Source organism: Acinetobacter calcoaceticus DSM 30006 = CIP 81.8, assembly GCF_000368965.1.
Taxonomy (GTDB): Bacteria; Pseudomonadota; Gammaproteobacteria; order Pseudomonadales; family Moraxellaceae; genus Acinetobacter; species Acinetobacter calcoaceticus.
Genome location: NZ_KB849779.1, coordinates 484459 through 502497 on the forward strand (window position 1 = coordinate 484459; position 18039 = coordinate 502497).

At 41.0% G+C, this 18039-nt stretch carries 12 protein-coding genes, 2 tRNA genes, 3 rRNA genes and 1 pseudogene; 5 read left to right on the forward strand and 13 right to left on the reverse strand.

Annotated features, from left to right (window positions below):
- Positions 1–145 precede the first annotated feature (145 nt).
- Positions 146–499 (forward strand): RidA family protein, encoded by a 354-nt coding sequence (locus tag F936_RS04680; protein WP_005045274.1) that lies wholly within the window; start codon positions 146–148, stop codon positions 497–499.
- A gap of 208 nt (positions 500–707) precedes the next feature.
- On the opposite strand, the gene F936_RS04685 is transcribed toward F936_RS04680, so the two are convergent.
- From F936_RS04685 to F936_RS04700, 4 genes are all read right to left on the reverse strand, one after another.
- Positions 708–1208 carry a DUF2726 domain-containing protein gene (locus F936_RS04685; protein WP_005045276.1) on the reverse strand — a complete coding sequence of 167 codons (501 nt, stop codon included), beginning with the start codon at positions 1206–1208 and terminating at the stop codon, positions 708–710.
- Positions 1209–1512: 304 nt separating this feature from the next.
- Entirely contained in the window at positions 1513–3894 is a 2382-nt protein-coding gene (locus F936_RS04690) for a YgiQ family radical SAM protein (RefSeq protein WP_005045277.1), read from the reverse strand.
- 214 nt (positions 3895–4108) lie between these two features.
- A complete protein-coding gene (locus F936_RS04695; protein ID WP_005045279.1) occupies positions 4109–5368 on the reverse strand; it encodes an esterase-like activity of phytase family protein in 1260 nt (419 codons plus the stop codon).
- Positions 5369–5513: 145 nt separating this feature from the next.
- The gene (locus tag F936_RS04700; RefSeq protein WP_005045281.1) at positions 5514–5918 is read right to left on the reverse strand and encodes a helix-turn-helix domain-containing protein; all 405 of its coding nucleotides are present in this window, start codon (positions 5916–5918) and stop codon (positions 5514–5516) included.
- 81 nt (positions 5919–5999) lie between these two features.
- Here F936_RS04700 and F936_RS04705 point away from each other — a divergent pair, with 81 nt between their 5' ends.
- From F936_RS04705 to F936_RS04720, 4 genes are all read left to right on the forward strand, one after another.
- Positions 6000–6485, forward strand: a complete 486-nt coding sequence (locus F936_RS04705; RefSeq protein ID WP_005045283.1) for a DUF2938 domain-containing protein — start codon at positions 6000–6002, stop codon at positions 6483–6485.
- Between the two features lie 16 nt (positions 6486–6501).
- On the forward strand, positions 6502–7068 hold the full coding sequence (locus F936_RS04710; protein ID WP_005045284.1) for a flavodoxin family protein: 567 nt from the start codon (positions 6502–6504) through the stop codon (positions 7066–7068).
- Positions 7069–7072: 4 nt separating this feature from the next.
- Positions 7073–7291: a DUF2798 domain-containing protein gene (locus F936_RS04715; RefSeq protein WP_005045287.1), complete on the forward strand. Its 219-nt coding sequence runs from the start codon at positions 7073–7075 to the stop codon at positions 7289–7291.
- A 301-nt stretch (positions 7292–7592) separates the two neighbouring features.
- Complete coding sequence (locus tag F936_RS04720; protein ID WP_080595390.1) at positions 7593–8201, forward strand: lytic transglycosylase domain-containing protein; 609 nt, start codon at positions 7593–7595, stop codon at positions 8199–8201.
- A 54-nt stretch (positions 8202–8255) separates the two neighbouring features.
- Here the strand turns inward: F936_RS04720 and cysK are convergent, their stop codons facing one another.
- The 9 genes and pseudogenes from cysK to F936_RS04765 form a co-directional block, all read right to left on the reverse strand.
- Positions 8256–9254, reverse strand: coding sequence for a cysteine synthase A (gene cysK / locus F936_RS04725; protein ID WP_005045290.1), 999 nt, complete (start codon positions 9252–9254; stop codon positions 8256–8258).
- A 314-nt stretch (positions 9255–9568) separates the two neighbouring features.
- Positions 9569–10111 (reverse strand): annotated as a pseudogene (locus F936_RS04730) (GNAT family N-acetyltransferase).
- 143 nt (positions 10112–10254) lie between these two features.
- Positions 10255–10369, reverse strand: a 5S ribosomal RNA gene (gene rrf / locus F936_RS04735).
- Between the two features lie 182 nt (positions 10370–10551).
- Positions 10552–13445: ribosomal RNA gene (locus tag F936_RS04740) — 23S ribosomal RNA — on the reverse strand.
- A gap of 370 nt (positions 13446–13815) precedes the next feature.
- Positions 13816–13891: transfer RNA gene (locus F936_RS04745), tRNA-Ala, on the reverse strand.
- A gap of 56 nt (positions 13892–13947) precedes the next feature.
- A tRNA-Ile gene (locus F936_RS04750) sits at positions 13948–14024 on the reverse strand.
- Between the two features lie 59 nt (positions 14025–14083).
- A 16S ribosomal RNA gene (locus F936_RS04755) occupies positions 14084–15621 on the reverse strand.
- Together the 16S, 23S and 5S rRNA genes with 2 tRNA genes alongside form the textbook arrangement of a ribosomal RNA operon.
- Before the next feature lie 422 nt (positions 15622–16043).
- Positions 16044–16595 (reverse strand): peptidylprolyl isomerase, encoded by a 552-nt coding sequence (locus F936_RS04760; RefSeq protein WP_005045294.1) that lies wholly within the window; start codon positions 16593–16595, stop codon positions 16044–16046.
- A gap of 165 nt (positions 16596–16760) precedes the next feature.
- Positions 16761–17831: an alpha/beta hydrolase gene (locus F936_RS04765; RefSeq protein WP_017390186.1), complete on the reverse strand. Its 1071-nt coding sequence runs from the start codon at positions 17829–17831 to the stop codon at positions 16761–16763.
- Positions 17832–18039: the final 208 nt, after the last annotated feature.

The following is an 18039-nucleotide window of genomic DNA, read 5'->3' on the forward strand; positions in this document are numbered from 1 at the left end:
AATATTGCAGGGCCCTTCTGATACATGGCTTAGCATATCTCCTCATCACAATAATCTACTGAAATTCTTTTCTACTTGCTTGCACCTACCTAGCAACTCTTCATAAAATCAAAACTATTAAATAAAGCCACTCTAGAGCATTTTTATGACGGTAAAGCGTTTACATGTTACTTCACGGTACTGCGAAGTCGCGATTTCAGGTAATTTAGTACACTTAGCTGGGCAACTCGCAGACGATACAAGCGCAGATGTTACATCACAGACTCAGCAAACTTTAGATAATATTGATCGTCTATTGGCAGAAGCTGGAACAGATAAAACTCATATTCTTTCTGTTATGATTTTTCTAAAAGATATCGAAAAAGATTATGCAGCGATGAATGCTGTTTGGGATGCATGGATTAGTGAAGGGAACCCGCCAGCACGTACTTGTGTTGAGTCCAAACTTTATGCGCCAGACGTGCTTGTAGAAATGACGGTTGTTGCGGTACTTCCATAATTTTTATAAATATAAAATGGCATTAAATTGAGCAATATTTCTAGTTATATTGCTCAATTTTTTACTGCTTTTAAATAGTTAATTTCAGTATCTTATTAGGGCTTATCAAATTGCTAAGCTTGCCCATACTTGTTATTCAAGATTAGATACAATCATTTTTAATCTTTATTGCACCGAACTCTTATCTCAATCCAACGTTACCTACTTTTTAAGACTTCACAAAAGCATTTGACATTCTTTCTAGCTGTGGCGTTGCATGTAAAGTTGCCATCTCTGTTTCTGGACTCAATAGGTCTCGTCTCAGATCATGATAGTCAGGTACCTCACTATAATGCAGCACACGATAACCAGCGAGTTGCAACAGACGACGTTCATATTGTTGATGCGCTCGGCGTAAACCATTTTCGCCAAGAACAACAACGACAACAACCTGATAATTTTGGTCAAGTACAACAAAATCAGCTGCCATATTTTGATATTTTCGACGTGTATGCGCATATTTTGTAGTTAATAGTGCATCAAAGGATACATGTGCCAATACTGTAAATTTAGGCAAAACTGTTTGTAGTCTGGTTAATGTTATTTGCTCATGACTGGTTAATATTGCACGGCGCTTCAAGGCACTGTCATGTTGATGCCTTCGCGAAAGACTTTTCACTGCCATCACAACAGCCAAAAATAATAATAAGATTGTAATTAGATAATACATGGGCTTAATCCTTTAAGTTTTTTATAATGATTTTGCTAGATCACACTTTGTTTTAATTGATAACGACACAGCCGTTCTTTAAAAGGTTCACTTAGTAATTTCACTTGTAGTTATCAAGCTTGGCTTAAATTTAGCCACCCTCACATTATTTATAATCATAGAGTCAACAACAATCAAGTGCAGCTCGTCAGATTTATGGTATTTATCGTTTTTCGTTACGCTTTTTGTACCAAAAATCTCACTATGCGATTTAAACACATATTCTAAAAAGAGAACAGGCTCTATTTAAGAGCCTGTTTTATCATCATCCACGAGCCTTGTTTTTCGGTTTACTTTTTCCACCAAACGGTCTTTTCTCACCTGTTTCACGAGGAGGCAAACCAGTATGCTGGGTTAGAACCTGTCCTTTTTGTGGACGTTTTTGCCCTACTGCTGAGCGAGATTGTCCCTGACCACGTTTTGCTGAATCTCCTGCCACAGACGAGTTCTTCTTACGCGCAGATTTATATTCACCTTCAGCAGTACCTTGTGGCTGATAGGTTGGAATCAAATGCTGCTTCGAATTACCAATTAAATCGGCACGGCCCATTTCTTTTAAGGCCTCACGAAGTAATGGCCAGTTGTTTGGATCATGGTAACGCAAGAATGCTTTATGAATACGACGACGTTTGTCACCTTTCACAATATCGACATTTTCAGTATAACGCGCCACTTTCGCCAACGGATTTTTACCCGTGTGATACATGGTGGTTGCCGTTGCCATTGGTGATGGATAGAAGGTTTGTACTTGGTCGGCACGAAAACCATTCTTCTTCAACCAAATTGCCAGATTCATCATGTCATATTCAGTCGTACCTGGATGTGCAGCAATAAAGTAAGGAATTAAATATTGCTCTTTTCCGGCTTCTTTACTAAAGCGGTCAAACATTTGCTTGAAACGATCATATGTCCCAATACCTGGCTTCATCATCTTAGACAACGGGCCATTTTCGGTATGCTCTGGTGCAATTTTTAAATAACCACCAACGTGATGTTGTACCAGTTCTTTCACATATTCAGGGTTCAATACCGCAAGGTCATAACGTAAACCTGAACCAATCAGAATCTTCTTCACACCTTTAATTGCACGAGCTTTACGATAAAGCTGTACTAAAGGCGCGTGATCGGTATGCAAATTCTGACAAACACCTGGATATACACACGAAGGTTTACGGCAGTTTTTCTCAATTTCAGGATCTTTACAATGCAAACGGTACATGTTTGCCGTTGGACCACCCAAGTCTGAAATAATGCCTGTAAAGTTTGGTGCTGTGTCACGGATTTTCTCAATTTCACGTAAAATCGAGTCTTCCGAACGGTTTTGAATAATACGGCCTTCATGTTCAGTAATCGAACAGAAAGTACAACCACCAAAACAGCCACGCATAATATTGACCGAGAATTTGATCATATCAAACGCAGGGAAACGTGCATTGCCATATGTCGGGTGAGGCAAACGTGCATAAGGTAAATCAAACACATAGTCCATTTCCTCAGTGGTTAGAGGAATTGGTGGAGGATTGATCCAAACATCACGTTCACCATGGCGTTGAACCAAAGCACGGGCATTACCCGGATTAGTTTCAAGATGCAAAATACGGTTTGCATGCGCGTAAAGCACGTGATCATTTGACACTTCTTCAAAAGAAGGTAAACGAATGACCGCTAACTCGCGTGGAGGTAACTTATGTTTAATTGCTTTTGACGGTGCCGGCTTTAATTGAACGATTTGAGTGTCGTCATCTAGTTTGTCGCCTTCACGCACAATCGGATTTGCAACAATCTCTTTCTGGAAATCTTGATACTGAGCTAATGAGTTACCTTTTTCTTTTTCAACCTCACAGCCATCAATATCTTCAGTCATGACATATGGGTTAATAATTGGATCAACACGTCCAATCGTATCTACATCATTACTCGCAACTTCAACAAACTTTGCTTTTGATGCTTTGTTATGTTTATTAATAATAAATGCTGTACCACGAACATCTGTAATCTCGTGGATTTTTTCACCTTTAGCCAAACGGTGCATCACATCAATAATGGCACGCTCACCATTACCATACATAAGCAAATCGGCTTTTGAATCCATCAAAATCGAACGACGAACTTTATCTGACCAATAATCGTAGTGTGCAATACGACGTAAACTGCCTTCAATTCCACCTAATAACACAGGTACATCTGGGAATGCTTCACGACAACGCTGGCAATATACTGTTGCTGCACGGTCAGGACGTTTGTTCGGCTCATTGTTTGGAGAGTAAGCATCATCTGAACGAATTTTACGATCTGCCGTATAACGGTTGATCATCGAATCCATATTACCTGCCGTCACACCCCAAGCAATGGTGGGCTTACCTAAAACGCGGAAGCTTTCCGCATTGGTCCAGTCTGGCTGTGCAATAATTCCGACACGAAAACCTTGTGCCTCAAGCACACGTCCAATCACACCTGAAACAAACGATGGATGGTCAATATAGGCATCACCGCAAACTAAAATGAAGTCACAAGCATCCCAGCCGAGTTGATCCATTTCTTCTCGTGACATCGGCAAAAATGGCGCTGGTTCAAAACACGACGCCCAATATTTGTCGTAATCAAACAACGCTTTTGGCGCAGTTTGCATGGTGTAGGCAGTAGACATGGCTTGCGAATCTCGGCTAGCAGATGGAGGAGAGACATCTAAAGATGAAAGCCGATCATTTTAACATGAATTCCATTCATTTTCCCTGTTTATAAAACAAACGAAAACAAGGATATAAAAATTAATTTGATTAAAGTTTATTCAACATTTTATTCTTCTAATAAATGCGGCGGAATAAAAGCCGCCGCAGTTTTAACTCATTTATTTATAGGGTTTAGAACAAAGCTTTTGGCAAACGAATTTGAATAATCTCATTATCGTCAGCCAATTTTGCGTTACGCCCTGTAGACCCAGGGAAGTTATTATCATTTAGAACAGTCAGCGTTGTACCATTTTCAATGATGACATCTTCAATAGTTTCAAATGGGAAGGCAAAAACTTGTTCTGTCCCAATATCCCCTGCTCTTGCTGTGCCGTAAAGTAAATTAGGATTGGCAATTTTAATTAAATCGACTAAATCTTCGCGGCTTACGGGTTGACCTGACTCATTTAATTTAATACGAATTAATTTTTTATATCCGCCTAAATTATTCTGAGTCGCATCACGCTCAATAATAATGCCTTCTTTATCATTAAAGAGTTGGAAATCACCAATATTGGTTGCCTTACTGTCCAATTGGAACCAATAATATTTTCCTGTATACGCTTTTTTCTTCAGGTCAAATTGCGAGATCAGCAATTGTCTTTCCGTTTCTCGAATTGATTTAAGCGGTTTCTCTACAAGAGGATAGAGATATTGGCCATCTGGAGAAATTGCCATTCCTTCAAAACCACCACTTTGCTGAACTAGAGGCTCTACAAAATTAATTTGCGCTTTATTAAACTGATTTTGAGGAGAGCGAAGTTCTTGTGTCGGATTTAGTGGATTTGGCAGAGCAATTGGAGCATCCAACAACACACCATCTGCAGAGAAATGAAGTAAATAAGGACCAAACTCATCCCCAATCCAATAAGTCCCATCACTAGTACGTTGCATTGACTCTGGGTCAAAATCAGCACCCGTTAATAAACGCTCAGCTGTATCACCATTAACAATATTAAATGGAATTAACTTGTTTGGATCACGCAATTGGATAAAGCTTTGCACAGTAACTTGACCCGTACCTTTAGCTTTAGTTTTGAAATCAGGCTTTAATTTATAGATACGAAGTAAAAAGTCTGATGAATTATCTTGAGTCCCAAACCCGTTATCGGCCATTGCCATATAACTGCCATCTTCATTTTTTAATGCAGCAGAAAAGCCCTGTACAGGTTGACCTTTAAATGGAGGATAAATTCCATTTGCACCTTTCACATATGCGCCAGAGTCTGGACCAGCAGCATAGGTTTCTACAGGTAACTTGGCAAAAGAAATTAAGGTCGGTTCGGTAACGTTTTCAGTGGGTGAAGTTTGTTCTTGATCGTTATCATCGTTACATGCCGTCAATCCTAAACTGGCACAGCATAATAATGCGACTAAAGTTTTTTTGCTCATGGTTTTATACAGTCGGTAAAAAATTAAGCAAATTTAATCAAGCTTATATGAAGTTTTTACTTCAAAAAGATGAAATCTTTATGGCGAGAATATGACAAATATATCTGTTAGATCAATGTTAAAAAACTATTGGCTCAAGATTTCACTAAAGTTTCGTTGGCTGATATTCTCCAGCAATTGCTGCTTTCAAAAAATTCTGAAAGGTAGGACATAGCATATGATTTTCAGCAGGACACACTGCCGCATGTTGTAATCCTTGACTAATAAAATGTAATCGCTTTGCCATTTGCTCTAATTGTTCAGCTTTATCTTTTAGTTTTTGACGATCAAGATCAGGTTTACCATCTTGTCCAAACATTGTGGCGATTTCATTTAAAGGAAAACCCGCAGCACGACCTAAAGCAATTAATGCCAATTGATCAAGCACCTGTTTACCATACTGCCGGCGTAAACCTTGCCGCCCTATTGATTTAATTAATCCCTTCTCTTCATAAAAACGTAGCGTTGCTGTTGTTACTTTTGCTCTCTTAGCGACTTCACCAATATCCATAACACCCTCTTGACTTCAAGTGAACTTTAACTTGCACAATGAATTTATCACGTTTCATACGTATAAAAGCAAGGTGTAAAAATGAATATCTCCACATTGTTCTTTCAAGCTTTATGCCTCGGTATCGGAGCAACAGTAATTATGGATATCTGGCTGTTAATATTAAAGATATTCAAAATTCCGACCTTAAACTTTGCCTTTCTCGGACGCTGGGTTGGTTGGATATTTCAAGGCAAATTCATACATCAATCCATTGCCCAAAGCTCTCAAATTAAGGGTGAATATTTATTGGGTTGGATTGCTCACTATAGTGTTGGGCTGATCTTTGCATTCAGCTTTCTTTGCATTGTGGGCTCCGATTGGCTCATTCATCCTCAGTTTTACTCAGCGCTCCTGTTTGGCGTGGTCACTGTTCTCATCCCTTTTTTTATTATGCAACCTGCAATGGGTAGCGGTTTTGCTTCTTCAAAAACCCCTCATCCATTTTTGAATTGTCTAAAAAGTTTGCTGAACCATAGTGTTTTTGGCTGTGGTTTATATCTCACTACAAAAATCTTTCAAATTTAAAATAAAGGAAAATCTCATGAAAACCGTTGCCATTATTTACTATAGTCGTCAGGGTCATACCCAGTTTATTGCTCAGCAAATTCAAATTGGCGTATTAAGCCAAAAAAATATTAAAGTAGATCTACTGAATGCTGAACATCTCATTGAAAACCCTGAAATACTTATCCAATACGATGGCTTAATTTGGGGATCTCCGACTTACTTAGGCGGAGTATCCTCGAAATTAAAACAACTCATGGATGCAACTGGCCCACTATGGAAAAAACAGAGCTTTAAAGGAAAACTAGCTGCTGGGTTTACCGTCTCCTCTCTCCCCGCAGGCGATAAGCAATCGACATTAATTTCACTTTTTACCTTCTGTATGCAACATGGCATGCTATGGATCGGTAATCCAATTCTGCCCGAGCAGCATCAAGGTGTACCTTATGCTGAAGCGGCTAATCGTCTTGGTTCATGGTCAGGCTTAATGGCTCAGGCTGAACACGGCAGTAGTCCCGATAGGTTTGATGAAGGAGACATTAAAACTGCTCGATTATTTGGAAATAATTTTGCAATGACCTTGAATGCTTATCTTGGAGTGTAAGATTATGACAGCACAAAGGATTTTATTTCCGCTCATTTTATCTGCAATAATGTCATTTATAATTTCAGGAATTACGACGTTCAAAGCACTAGGCCCAGTTCAAAATTTCTTTTCTTTATGGTTATCCGCATGGGGTATTGCGTGGATATTTGCTTTCCCAAGCGTATTGATTTGTGCCCCCTTAGCCCAAAAATTGGTGAATCTTGTTCTTCCCAAAAACTAAAGAATTTATAAAATATATGTAGGCTAAAACGTACACAATTTGCGGTCATTAGCGAATATACGACTTTAAAGTTTTCTCATAACATATGAAACATAGAGAGACAGGATGTCTCATTGAAGAAGAATAAGAACGCAGGAAGCGGTAGTTGACAGGAGTTAACTACATAAGCTGAATACGAAGGAACCTCGACAGGATGTCGGGGTTTTTTCATTTTAATCATACAAAATTATCACTATTTTCTTGTGCTGAGCAACAGAACTTATATTGATCCATTAGTTACAGCTGAATACCATGATTTCATTTGAAATTTGATTATCGGTTTTATATTTTGCTTACCTCATCTTTATCTAACAATTATTTTAAACCAACTCAAATACACATTTTGAGCCTCAAATTTTTTACAATTATTTTAATGACAATAATGACGGGGTGTACGAGCTTAGGCCCGAATAGTGGTTCGTTTTCATGGCGTTCAAATAAACTCTCGTCTGGTTTACAAAAAGCTTATTCTGTTCCACAAAGCACAGCGAATCGGTTATCTCCAATTATTATTCAAAGTGCTGATCAATATAATGTGCCACCTCTTTTACTTTCCGCGGTCATAAGACAAGAATCGAGTTATAATACTAATGCTCTATCACCTACGGGTGCAGTCGGTTTAACTCAAATTATTCCAAGCTATTGGCAACAAACTTGTGCCGGTAATTTGTATGATGAAACGACTAATATTCAATGTGGGGCGTATATTTTAAATCATTATTATCAGTCAGCTGATAGTTGGTTTAAAGCCACTGCTTATTACAACGTTGGACCTACAGGATATGAGCGAAGTTTCTGGACACGTCACAAAGCTAAGAAATATGCTCGGTCTGTTAAACGTCATCAAAAAGCTCTAAAAAGCGCCTTATAAATTAAGGTCAAATAAAAAAGCCCATCTGTTGATGGGCTTTTTATACAAGTAATTTTATTCGTCAAATAAACCTTCAAATAGAACAGAAGATAAATAACGCTCTCCACTGTCTGGAAGAATAACAACAATCGTTTTACCAGCATTTTCAGGACGTTCTGCAATTTTAGCAGCCGCAGCCAAAGCTGCTCCACTTGAAATACCCACTAAAATGCCTTCCTGCGTTGCACAATTTCTTGCCCACTGAATTGCTTCTTCACTAGTTATTGGTAAGACTTCATCAACAAGATCTAAATCAAGATTCTTTGGAATAAAGTTCGCACCAATTCCCTGAATTTTATGCGATGCAGGTGTAATATTCTCACCATTTCTAGTTTGAGTAATAATTGGAGATTCAGCAGGTTCAACGGCTACAGAGTACAAAGGTTTATTTTGAACTTGTTCGAAATAACGAGAAATACCAGTAATTGTGCCACCAGTACCTACACCAGCAACCAAAATATCGACTTGCCCACCTGTTGCTTGCCAAATTTCAGGACCAGTTGTATCTACATGAATTTGTGGATTCGCTGGGTTTTCAAATTGTTGAGGTAGGAAATAAACATCTGGTTGTTCAGCTGCTAATCTCACAGCTTCATCAACTGCACCTTTCATCCCTTTCGCTGGTTCAGTTAAAACTAAATTGGCACCGAGTGCTTTTAATACTTTTCTACGCTCAAGACTCATGCTTGCAGGCATAGTTAAAGTAATTGGGTAACCCTTAGCCGCTGCAACAAAAGCCAATGCAATCCCCGTGTTACCACTAGTTGGTTCAATAATATGCATGCCTTCTTTTAACACACCACGCTTTTCTGCATCTGCAATAAGTGCCGCGCCAATACGACATTTCACAGAAAATGCAGGATTCCGACTTTCTACTTTTGCTAATACAGTTGCATCAGTTTTAATCAAACGATTGATACGAACTAAAGGTGTATTACCAATTGCTTCTGCATTATTTGAATAAACTGCGATCCCTAAATTATTGGGAGTTGGAAATTGCTGGTCGGTAGACATGTTATATCCTTATTAGATTTGGAATGATTCTGAATCATTATAAGCTTCTCTAATAAACAGGAAAGTAGAAAAGCTAAGTAATGCCTAAATTATCAAATTAACAACGTGTCTTGTCATAGATTGATTTCTAACAAATAATAATTTAAAAATACTTTAACAATCAAATAATTAGATTGGATAAATTTATTTTCCTATCCACATACCACATTAGAAATAATAGGAACGCTGGCTAATATTTCACATTATTAAGACTACGCTAATCTTCTAGTCAAACATTAAAGCTAATATTTGTTCAATATTTTATGTAATTAAAACTACCAAACTTCACCCTCTCTCCATTCTGTGCAAATAATATTCTCTTCTGAACAATGTGATAGTCGGTCTGTCAGCTTAGTACTCAAAGGATATAGCATAATTTCATAATCATCAGTCAGATAAGTAGAAGTATCTTGTTTGATGTATAAATCTCCCCACTATGAAATCCAACCTAATTTTTTATAAAATGCTTCATCTTCTGGTTGTAATGCCGCAAGCCTATATTCCAAAGAAGTTAATGTATCAACTAAATGTCTTAATAATTGCGATGCGACCCCCTTACCCCTCATCTTGTAGTCAGTAGTCACATACTCTATATAAGCAGTTTTTACATTGAAACTGCCATTTATGGTGAAAACTCTATCTGTCCATAAAGCATGTGACACAATATTACCATCTAATATGCCTAATAAATGAACAGAAGTTTGCATAAAGGTATATGGACTCCAAGGATCTTCATCAAAAGCAGCAAAACATAGCTCAGCAATCTGTTGTCGCTGTTGCTTATTTAAATCTTGGGCCACGATAATTTTAAACTGCATAAGCAGAAGCTCAATTTTAATTGCTCATATCATAAGCAAAGATCAAAATAATATGCAGTATTTTTAATGAAAACTACTCTAATGGTTATTTCCTCGCATAAAAAAACACCCCCAACTGTTAAGTTGAGGGTGTTTGAATAATGAGCTGGCGATGACTTACTCTCACATGGGAAACCCCACACTACCATCAGCGCTAAGAGGTTTCACTTCTGAGTTCGGGAAGGGATCAGGTGGTTCACTCTTGCTATGGTCGCCAGCACAACTGGTATGGATACTTGCATTGGTCTTATTGATTGCCGATGCGTTTTCCAAATCTTTACAGATGGGCTGATTGAGTCTTACTATATTTTGTTCATTTTAGCTAAGCGTATAACTAAATCAAGTTGCTTTGCATATTAATGAATCGATTGATGCTTTATATACAACTGCTTGGGTGTTGTATAGTCAAGCCTCACGAGCAATTAGTATTGGTCAGCTTCACATATCACTATGCTTCCACATCCAACCTATCAACGTCCTAGTCTCGAACGGCTCTTTAGAGGACATAAAGTCCTAGGGAAATCTTATCTTGAGGTAGGCTTCCCGCTTAGATGCTTTCAGCGGTTATCCCTTCCGAACATAGCTACCCGGCGATGCGACTGGCGTCACAACCGGTACACCAGAGGTTCGTCCACTCTGGTCCTCTCGTACTAGGAGCAGATCCTCTCAAATTTCCAGCGCCCACGGTAGATAGGGACCGAACTGTCTCACGACGTTCTAAACCCAGCTCGCGTACCTCTTTAAATGGCGAACAGCCATACCCTTGGGACCTGCTTCAGCCCCAGGATGAGATGAGCCGACATCGAGGTGCCAAACACCGCCGTCGATATGAACTCTTGGGCGGTATCAGCCTGTTATCCCCAGAGTACCTTTTATCCGTTGAGCGATGGCCCTTCCATACAGAACCACCGGATCACTAAGACCTACTTTCGTACCTGCTCGACTTGTGGGTCTCGCAGTTAAGCGCGCTTTTGCCTTTATACTCTACGCGTGATTTCCGACCACGCTGAGCGCACCTTCGTACTCCTCCGTTACTCTTTAGGAGGAGACCGCCCCAGTCAAACTACCCACCAGACATGGTCCTCGCCCCGGATTACGGGGCAGAGTTAGAACCTCAACATTACCAGGGTGGTATTTCAAGGACGGCTCCATTGGAACTAGCGTTCCAACTTCAAAGCCTCCCACCTATCCTACACAAGTAAGGTCAAAGTTCAATGTCAAGCTGCAGTAAAGGTTCACGGGGTCTTTCCGTCTAGCCGCGGGTACACTGCATCTTCACAGCGATTTCGATTTCACTGAGCCTCTGCTGGAGACAGCGCCGCCATCATTATGCCATTCGTGCAGGTCGGAACTTACCCGACAAGGAATTTCGCTACCTTAGGACCGTTATAGTTACGGCCGCCGTTTACTGGGGCTTCGATCAAGAGCTTCGCTTACGCTAACCCCATCAATTAACCTTCCAGCACCGGGCAGGCATCACACCCTATACGTCCACTTTCGTGTTTGCAGAGTGCTATGTTTTTAATAAACAGTTGCAGCGGCCTGGTTTCTGTGGCTGTCATCAGCTCAGGAAGCAAGTTCCATCACCAACAACAGCGTACCTTCTCCCGAAGTTACGGTACCATTTTGCCTAGTTCCTTCAGCAGAGTTCTCTCAAGCGCCTTGGTCTACTCGACCTGACCACCTGTGTCGGTTTAGGGTACGATTCCTGTGTAACTGAAGCTTAGAGACTTTTCCTGGAAGCATGGTATCAGCCACTTCGCTGTACAAGTACAGCTTGCTATCAGATCTCAGCATAGAGCACCCCGGATTTGCCTAAGATGCATGCCTACTTCCTTTCACCTGGACAACCAACGCCAGGCTGACTTAACCTTCTCCGTCCTCTCATCGCATTACACAGAAGTATTGGAATATTAACCAATTTCCCATCGACTACGCCTTTCGGCCTCGCCTTAGGGGTCGACTCACCCAGCCCCGATTAACGTTGGACTGGAACCCTTGGTCTTTCGGCGAACGGGTTTTTCACCCGTTTTGTCGTTACTCACGTCAGCATTCGCACTTCTGATACCTCCAGCATACTTCTCAATACACCTTCATCGGCTTACAGAACGCTCCCCTACCACTTGACTTAAAAGTCAAATCCGCAGCTTCGGCACATAGTTTTAGCCCCGTTACATCTTCCGCGCAGGCCGACTCGACTAGTGAGCTATTACGCTTTCTTTAAAGGGTGGCTGCTTCTAAGCCAACCTCCTAGCTGTCTATGCCTTCCCACATCGTTTCCCACTTAACTATGATTTTGGGGCCTTAGCTGGCGGTCTGGATTGTTTTCCTCTTGACTACGGACGTTAGCACCCGCAGTCTGTCTCCCGGATAGTACTCATAGGTATTCGGAGTTTGCATCGGTTTGGTAAGTCGGGATGACCCCCTAGCCGAAACAGTGCTCTACCCCCTATGGTATTCGTCCGAGGCGCTACCTAAATAGCTTTCGGGGAGAACCAGCTATCACCAGGCTTGATTAGCCTTTCACCCCTATCCACAAGTCATCCCCTGGCTTTTCAACGACAGTGGGTTCGGTCCTCCAGTTAGTGTTACCCAACCTTCAACCTGCTCATGGATAGATCGCCTGGTTTCGGGTCTATACCCAGCAACTAAACGCCCTATTAAGACTCGATTTCTCTACGGCTCCCCTATACGGTTAACCTCGCTACTGAATATAAGTCGCTGACCCATTATACAAAAGGTACGCAGTCACCGAACAAGTCGGCTCCCACTGCTTGTATGCATGCGGTTTCAGGATCTATTTCACTCCCCTCACAGGGGTTCTTTTCGCCTTTCCCTCACGGTACTGGTTCACTATCGGTCAGTCAGGAGTATTTAGCCTTGGAGGATGGTCCCCCCATATTCAGACAAGGTTTCACGTGCCTCGCCCTACTCGTCATCATTATGTGTGCCCTTTCGTGTACGGGAATATCACCCTCTACGTTCGCACTTCCCAGAGCGTTCCACTAAAACACACATAACTTAATGGGCTGATCCCCGTTCGCTCGCCGCTACTAAGGGAATCTCAATTGATTTCTTTTCCTAAGGGTACTGAGATGTTTCACTTCCCCTCGTTCGCCTTGCAACACTATGTATTCATGTTGCAATACCTACCTTAAAGTAGGTGGGTTCCCCCATTCAGAAATCTCCGGATCAAAGGATATTTGCCGCCTCCCCGGAGCTTATCGCAGGCTATTACGTCTTTCATCGCCTCTGACTGCCAAGGCATCCACCACATGCACTTAATTACTTGACTATACAACCCCAAACAGTCGTTATTACCTACAAGGAGTAATAAGACATGATCAATGATTTCTCATCAATCTCTTACAGTTTGAAGTACTGTGTATTTAAACACTGTACAGCTTCAATCTAATTCATATACCAAAACGCTTGATTCAGTTAATTTGCTAGTTCTCAATTAATTCCAAGATCAGAATTACTTCCTCTCTCTTCATTATTGAGTGAACAATTTATTTCAGACTCAATTTTGCCAATCTGTTAATGAATAAACATGCCTTCGTCAGGTCATGCTTAATACCGTGATACTTAAATCACAGAAGTTAATAAACCAAGATTTAAATCTTTATTTACTAATTTCTGTAATCCGAACTTCTCTTAAGTTCTGGTGGAGACTAGGAGAGTCGAACTCCTGACCTCCTGCGTGCAAAGCAGGCGCTCTACCAACTAAGCTAAGTCCCCAGCTTACATCATCAGTTATGTATCTTCTTTTCTATAACTTCAACCAGTCAAAGTCATGGTGGGTCTGACAAGACTTGAACTTGTGACCCCACGCTTATCAAGCGTGTGCTCTAACCAACTGAGCTACAGACCCTCAGATACATCTATGAAGAACAACTTGTTGTGGATTCTTACCAATCGTCAATCTTTCGTTAAGGAGGTGATCCAGCCGCAGGTTCCCCTACGGCTACCTTGTTACGACTTCACCCCAGTCATCGGCCACACCGTGGTAAGCGTCCTCCTTGCGGTTAGACTACCTACTTCTGGTGCAACAAACTCCCATGGTGTGACGGGCGGTGTGTACAAGGCCCGGGAACGTATTCACCGCGGCATTCTGATCCGCGATTACTAGCGATTCCGACTTCATGGAGTCGAGTTGCAGACTCCAATCCGGACTACGATCGGCTTTTTGAGATTAGCATCCTATCGCTAGGTAGCAACCCTTTGTACCGACCATTGTAGCACGTGTGTAGCCCTGGCCGTAAGGGCCATGATGACTTGACGTCGTCCCCGCCTTCCTCCAGTTTGTCACTGGCAGTATCCTTAAAGTTCCCGACATTACTCGCTGGCAAATAAGGAAAAGGGTTGCGCTCGTTGCGGGACTTAACCCAACATCTCACGACACGAGCTGACGACAGCCATGCAGCACCTGTATGTAAGTTCCCGAAGGCACCAATCCATCTCTGGAAAGTTCTTACTATGTCAAGGCCAGGTAAGGTTCTTCGCGTTGCATCGAATTAAACCACATGCTCCACCGCTTGTGCGGGCCCCCGTCAATTCATTTGAGTTTTAGTCTTGCGACCGTACTCCCCAGGCGGTCTACTTATCGCGTTAGCTGCGCCACTAAAGCCTCAAAGGCCCCAACGGCTAGTAGACATCGTTTACGGCATGGACTACCAGGGTATCTAATCCTGTTTGCTCCCCATGCTTTCGCACCTCAGCGTCAGTGTTAGGCCAGATGGCTGCCTTCGCCATCGGTATTCCTCCAGATCTCTACGCATTTCACCGCTACACCTGGAATTCTACCATCCTCTCCCACACTCTAGCTAACCAGTATCGAATGCAATTCCCAAGTTAAGCTCGGGGATTTCACATTTGACTTAATTAGCCGCCTACGCGCGCTTTACGCCCAGTAAATCCGATTAACGCTTGCACCCTCTGTATTACCGCGGCTGCTGGCACAGAGTTAGCCGGTGCTTATTCTGCGAGTAACGTCCACTATCTGAAGGTATTAACTTCAGTAGCCTCCTCCTCGCTTAAAGTGCTTTACAACCATAAGGCCTTCTTCACACACGCGGCATGGCTGGATCAGGCTTGCGCCCATTGTCCAATATTCCCCACTGCTGCCTCCCGTAGGAGTCTGGGCCGTGTCTCAGTCCCAGTGTGGCGGATCATCCTCTCAGACCCGCTACAGATCGTCGCCTTGGTAGGCCTTTACCCCACCAACTAGCTAATCCGACTTAGGCTCATCTATTAGCGCAAGGTCCGAAGATCCCCTGCTTTCTCCCGTAGGACGTATGCGGTATTAGCATTCCTTTCGAAATGTTGTCCCCCACTAATAGGCAGATTCCTAAGCATTACTCACCCGTCCGCCGCTAAGTGATAGTGCAAGCACCATCACTCCGCTCGACTTGCATGTGTTAAGCCTGCCGCCAGCGTTCAATCTGAGCCATGATCAAACTCTTCAGTTAAAAATCATTTTGCACCTTATTAAAGACAAGGTGCCAATTCTGGCTCATCAATTTTCTGACTTAAATTTCGCTCAAATAAACTTCGAGTAATTTAAACCAATCAATCAATGATAATATTTCGATCAATCAATCAGTAAAAATCCACACAAGTTGTTCTTCATAATCTCTTAATGATCTTTCTGCTCTTCGTCAGAGACAGAATTCAACGCAATACTAAGCTTTTCATCCTAACCCTGTAAGCTAAGATATTCTCATGTATCGCGTCGGGATGAGTGCATTATAGGGGAAAAAAATTGGTACGCAAGCACTTTTCTAAATATATGTGTTTGATCGATTCTTTTTCACCCAATCAAAATCAAAAAACGAAATAAAACTTCATCAAGATATTGATAACAAACAATAAATATTAAAATCTTTTATTTTCATTCTTTTTTGATTTTCACTTCTATTATCTTAATAGGTTGTTTAGGAACGTTCTGATGCATTCCATCAGTGATTGTCGGTACTTTTACAATACGGTCAACCACATCCATTCCTTTAATCACTTTTCCGAAAACTGCATAACCAGCATTACTAGCAGAGCGATTTAGAAAACTATTATCTGCGACATTAATAAAGAACTGGCTAGTAGCAGAGTCAGGATTTGCGGTACGAGCCATTGCTAAGGTTCCTCGTGTGTTAGCAATCTCATTTCCAGCTTCATTTTTGATTGGTGCTCGAGTGGTCTTTTCCTGCATATTTGCAGTAAGCCCACCACCCTGTACCATGAAACCAGGAATTACTCGATGGAATATCGTATCTTTATAAAAGTTCGACTTTATATAGCTTTTAAAATTCTTGACGCTGATTGGGGCTTTCTCATCATAAAGTTGTATTTCTATGTTGCCTAAATTTGTTTGCATTTCAACTAAAGTGTCAGCCCAGACTGAATGACTGCTTAAACCCAAGCAACATAGCATTAATAATTTTTTCATATCTTCCTACAGTAAAATGCAAAACTTAATAACTTAATAAAGGTTAAATTTAATCGTCTATATAAAAGAATTCTAGTGAGTATTTATTATCTTTTATTTAAAGCCTTATATTTTAGATTTGAGTATGAGTCCACGTTCCACGTGAAACATGGACCAAACTTTTATTTAGCTATTTTTATCCCAAAATTTTCTAAAGTTTTTACTGAACTCAATGGTGTTACGTTTGGCCTTTTTAGAAATAGGCGTCAGATTTATAAATCCATGCGTTTGATCTGAGTATTCTTCATAATGCATTTTGACGCCATTTTGGCGTAGCTTATAGCTATAGATTTTCCCTTCATCATGTAATACGTCATGCCCAGCAGTAATCACAAAAGCCGGTGGATTCTTCTTCAAGTTTCCATAGGTTGGAGAAATAATAGGATCATCTAATTCTACGTTATGCTGGGTTGCATAATATTGAGTGACATTATTGATATCGTTATCAGTCAAAACCAATCCTTCGTTATATGCATAGAAGGAAGGATGTCGACTCTTGAAATCGACTGCAGGGTAAATAAGAAGTTGGGCCTGTGGAGCATAAGGTTTATTGACTGATCGTTGAGCCACGACTGTACTAATGTTTCCACCTGCACTATCTCCCGCTACCGCGATTCGACCTTTTAATATTTTTAATTGTCTACGATTTTGATATACCCAAGCCAAAGCATCTTCACAGGATTGGATTAAATGTTGAGGAGAAACCTCAGGCGCAAGAGGATAATCGATACTGAGTACTTGTACTTTTGCATATTTTGCCAATATACGACACGCCTCATCATGAGTATCTAATCCACCTACAACAAATCCCCCTCCGTGATAAAAAACAAGAAGAGGTAATTTTTTATTAGATGCTGGATGATAGTGTCTCGCGAAAACGGTTCCACTTTGAAGAGGTAAACGAATATCTTCTACAGAATCAATATCCGTTGATTTCTGGCGTATAGCCAGCATTTGCGTATCAAACTGCCTTCTGGATTCAATTGGATCTGGACCAATAAAACCGATACGCCCCTGCTTAATTTGTACAGCCATCAGACATTTAGTAAATGAGTCCAAGTCAGGATATTGGTAAGAATACCCAAGAATTTTGGCAAGTGATTCTTGAGCTAATCGAGGTAACTTATCAAGAGCTCGAGCAGCGGGCCCTTGGCCCTTATCTAGCAATGTTTGAATTTTTTGATTAAATGCTGTCATGCCTATCTCCATGAATTCCTCTTATCCTTCATATTTTCTACAGAATTCTGTTGCTGTTTGACTATATTCGCATACAACTCATGTAATCAAGATACAAAGGTAAAAACTAAATTACGCTAATCTGATTTAAAGCAAATGTCATTAACAAATCTGTCGTTTCAAGCAGGAGTTTTTTGCCAATTATTGTTAACAGACAAAAAGAGGTACG

Coding starts and splice junctions, on each gene's coding strand:
- F936_RS04705 (WP_005045283.1), top strand. CDS start 6,000: ATGAATATCTCCACATTGTTCTTTCAAGCTTTATGCCTCGGTATCGGA.
- cysK (WP_005045290.1), bottom strand. CDS start 9,254: ATGTCTACCGACCAGCAATTTCCAACTCCCAATAATTTAGGGATCGCA.
- F936_RS04760 (WP_005045294.1), bottom strand. CDS start 16,595: ATGAAAAAATTATTAATGCTATGTTGCTTGGGTTTAAGCAGTCATTCA.
- F936_RS04685 (WP_005045276.1), bottom strand. CDS start 1,208: ATGTATTATCTAATTACAATCTTATTATTATTTTTGGCTGTTGTGATG.
- F936_RS04765 (WP_017390186.1), bottom strand. CDS start 17,831: ATGACAGCATTTAATCAAAAAATTCAAACATTGCTAGATAAGGGCCAA.
- F936_RS04700 (WP_005045281.1), bottom strand. CDS start 5,918: ATGGATATTGGTGAAGTCGCTAAGAGAGCAAAAGTAACAACAGCAACG.
- F936_RS04690 (WP_005045277.1), bottom strand. CDS start 3,894: ATGTCTACTGCCTACACCATGCAAACTGCGCCAAAAGCGTTGTTTGAT.
- F936_RS04695 (WP_005045279.1), bottom strand. CDS start 5,368: ATGAGCAAAAAAACTTTAGTCGCATTATTATGCTGTGCCAGTTTAGGA.
- F936_RS04680 (WP_005045274.1), top strand. CDS start 146: ATGACGGTAAAGCGTTTACATGTTACTTCACGGTACTGCGAAGTCGCG.
- F936_RS04715 (WP_005045287.1), top strand. CDS start 7,073: ATGACAGCACAAAGGATTTTATTTCCGCTCATTTTATCTGCAATAATG.
- F936_RS04710 (WP_005045284.1), top strand. CDS start 6,502: ATGAAAACCGTTGCCATTATTTACTATAGTCGTCAGGGTCATACCCAG.